At 36.1% G+C, this 3,307-nt stretch carries 2 protein-coding genes; both read left to right on the top strand.

Features of this window, described 5'->3' with window-relative positions; genetic code table 11:
* Positions 1–415 precede the first annotated feature (415 nt).
* Positions 416–1,555 carry an ankyrin repeat domain-containing protein gene (locus MUW73_RS01140; protein ID WP_243575169.1) on the top strand — a complete coding sequence of 380 codons (1,140 nt, stop codon included), beginning with the start codon at positions 416–418 and terminating at the stop codon, positions 1,553–1,555.
* A 61-nt stretch (positions 1,556–1,616) separates the two neighbouring features.
* Positions 1,617–2,903 carry a serine hydroxymethyltransferase gene (gene glyA, locus MUW73_RS01135; RefSeq protein ID WP_320411676.1) on the top strand — a complete coding sequence of 429 codons (1,287 nt, stop codon included), beginning with the start codon at positions 1,617–1,619 and terminating at the stop codon, positions 2,901–2,903.
* Positions 2,904–3,307: the final 404 nt, after the last annotated feature.

Below are 3,307 nucleotides of genomic sequence, written 5' to 3'. Positions count from 1 at the left end.
CCATTGGGTGAACGGAAACCCTTAAAGCTGGAAAAACAGCATTCGTCTGTTTTGTGGGCTTCAAACAAAACTGTTTTTTTATTTCATATGAGGAATGATTACTGGTCGAAATTATTGTACGAGGGGCGTTTTGCCTAGAACTGCCATAGCCTATATATAAGAAAAAATAGGAAGCAGGTTTAATAAAAGTTTGTCTTAAATCAATCAGTACACTATAGTTAGTGGTTCATGTTTCTCAAAACGTCCATTTTGTAATGGATGTTATATTCCATATATTTGCAATGATGCTTATAAAAAGCTGTTCGTAGAACATACAAAAAACTTTTTTCTCTTTGTTATTTCATTCTTATTTTCAGCAATAAAGGTTTCGTGTTACTTTTATTAGCCCTGTAGCCATCTAGTTATTTAATCATCAATGCATATACAATCATTTTTCTACTTCCTTTTTTCTAAAAAAAATCTAAAAACCTCTATTTTATTCGGGTTGTTATTCATAACCAATACCTATACCTATATCCATGCTAGATCAAACCTAAATATAGGGTCTATCAATGACCAACCAGCTGCTGTGGATAAACAACTTATATGGGCTATTCAAGACAACAATTTACAAAAAGTTATCGCTTTAGTACGTGATCAAAAAAATATTAATAATCAAGATTTTTTAGGATATAGTCCATTACACTATGCTGCTAAATATGCTAAGAAAAGTATTGTAGCGTGTCTAATTGAAGCCAAAGCTTTATTAAATCAAGTAAGTGTTAGAAACGGGAATACGCCTTTATTACTTGCGATTCGAAGGGGGCATAAAAATATTGTATCACTTTTGTTAGCATCTGGTGCGAATCCAAATATTGTCAATCATAAAGGATATCATCCATTGCACTTGGCTATTCAACAAAATAGAAAAGACCTTGTGGAATTATTATTGGAAGCAGGTGCTACTTGTAGCACCATGCCTAGCCCTTTATTAATGGCCATTAAACAGCGTAGTCTGCCAATCGTTCAACGCTTGTTACAACATAATCAAGTTGTTGAAACGCAAGATAAAAAAGGATACACGGAGTTGCATTGGACTGCTAAGCAAAACTTATTGGCTATCTTTCAAATATTATTAAAATCTGGCCGATTTAATATTAATGCAAAAGCAGCTAATGGTGTTACGCCCTTGCATTTTATAGTTGCCAACAAAAAAACTAAATTGCTCAAAGCTATATTACATGTTCCTGCACTTACAGTAAATGTACAAGATAGTACAGGTAGCACACCACTGCATTATGCAGTAGTGGCTAATCAGCTAAAAGCCGTGAGTGCTTTATTGCGTTATCCTTGTATTGATGTGAATAAGCAAAATAACAGAGGTCAAACCGCTTTGCATTATGCTGTTCAATACCAACATGTAGATATTGTAAAAAAACTATTGTTATACGTTGGTAAGGGTGCAAGGATAAAAAATAAAGAAGGAGTCACACCATTAGAACTAGCCATGAGTCAACAAAATGGTAAAATTTATCAATTAATATTAGCGCATGTAAGCCTTTTAGGGGTTGATTAACTATTATAGTCAATGCAGCAAGCTTGGCTTAATCGAATAGCTCTATTCTAGATTTGTCATGATCCAACAAGATTCAATTATTTTTTCACTTATAGCAAAAGAAAAGAGACGTCAAGAAGAGGGGGTAGAATTGATTGCTTCTGAAAATTTTATTTCTGCTCAAATAGCTGCTGCAACAGGTAGCATTTTGACCAATAAGTATGCAGAAGGCCTGCCGGACAAACGCTATTATGGTGGTTGTCAGATTGTAGATCAAATAGAATCCTTAGCTATTGAACGAGCCAAAGCATTATTTAAAGTTGAGTGGGTTAATGTACAACCCCATTCTGGTTCACAAGCTAATGCTGCATTAATGATGGCGGTTTTAAAGCCTGGTGATAAGATTCTGGGGTTTAATCTAGCCCATGGTGGCCATTTAACCCATGGGTCTCCTGTAAATTTTTCTGGCAAGTTATATCAATCTTTTTTTTATGGCATAGACCCAGAAACAGAACGCATTCAATGGGAAGAAGTTGCCCAAAAAGCAAGGTTGATCAAACCAGTTATGATTATTTGTGGTGCTTCTGCCTATAGCCGTGACTGGGACTATGTGCGACTACGGGAAATTGCAGATGAAGTAGGTGCATTTTTATGGGCAGATATTGCTCATCCTGCAGGCCTAATTAGCCAGGGATTACTCAATAATCCTTTTCCTTATTGTCATTTTGTAACTACTACTACCCATAAAACATTACGGGGACCTCGAGGAGGTATGTTACTGATGGGCAAAGATTTTGAAAATCCTTTTGGTAAAACCAATGCCAAAGGGATCCTTCAACCTATGTCTACTTTATTGGATGCAGCTGTTTTCCCTGGAACACAAGGTGGTCCTTTGGTACATAGTATCGCGGCCAAAGCTATTGCATGTTATGAGGCTATGACGACCCATTACAAAGCTTATGCCATACAAGTGCAAAACAATGCAAAAGTTATGGCAGAGACATTGATGGATAGGGGATATAAAATTATATCTAATGGAACAGACAATCACTTATTATTGCTGGATTTATCTAATAAAAAGCTGACCGGTCAACAAGCTGAGGCAGCTTTACAAAAGGCAGATATTACTACTAATAAAAATTTAATTCCTTTTGATCCTATGACGCCACGCGTTACGTCGGGCATCCGCTTAGGAACAGCTGCTGTAACTACTAGAGGGTTGGTCAACGCTGATATGGTATTGATTGTAGAATGGATCGATCGTGTACTTAAAAATATTGAAAATGAATATAAGATTAAAAAAGTCAAACAAGAAGTTAATCAATATATGCGCCATTTTCCTTTAAGTATGGTTGATCATATCAACTAGTCAAATAAACTATTGTGCTAAGGAGCTGTATCCATTCAGCAATCTGACAGAGCGTATCTGTTCACGCAATAGCACATCCACTTAAGGATGACCACCATTGTAGTACATTTAAGCCGTAAGGCATTTTCCTCTTACGTTTCTGTTCACCACTATGGCTTATGCTAGAAAAAAACGCACCCTTTGAAAAAAGTGGCTGAAAGCTTAGTTTACAGCTGGAAAAACAGGAGCCTACCTGCAATCCCTCCCGGCAACTGTTTTTCTTTTCATCTGTAAACTAAGCTTTCAGCCACTTTTTTCATCAGCGCTTGATTTTTTGGTTACTTTTTTATCAAGAAAAAAGTAACAACAAAAATTCATTTTCTACTAATTTCGTCAACGCAAACCAAAGAGTTGCTAAATATAAT

The organism is Candidatus Cardinium sp. cByotN1 (assembly GCF_022810525.1).
Classification (GTDB): Bacteria; Bacteroidota; Bacteroidia; order Cytophagales; family Amoebophilaceae; genus Cardinium.
The sequence above is the reverse complement of the archived record's forward strand: the minus strand, read 5'-3'. Positions and strand labels throughout refer to the sequence as shown.

Excerpts from the sequence above, each read along its gene's own strand:
- MUW73_RS01140 (WP_243575169.1), top strand. The coding sequence starts at position 416 with ATGCATATACAATCATTTTTCTACTTCCTTTTTTCTAAAAAAAATCTA.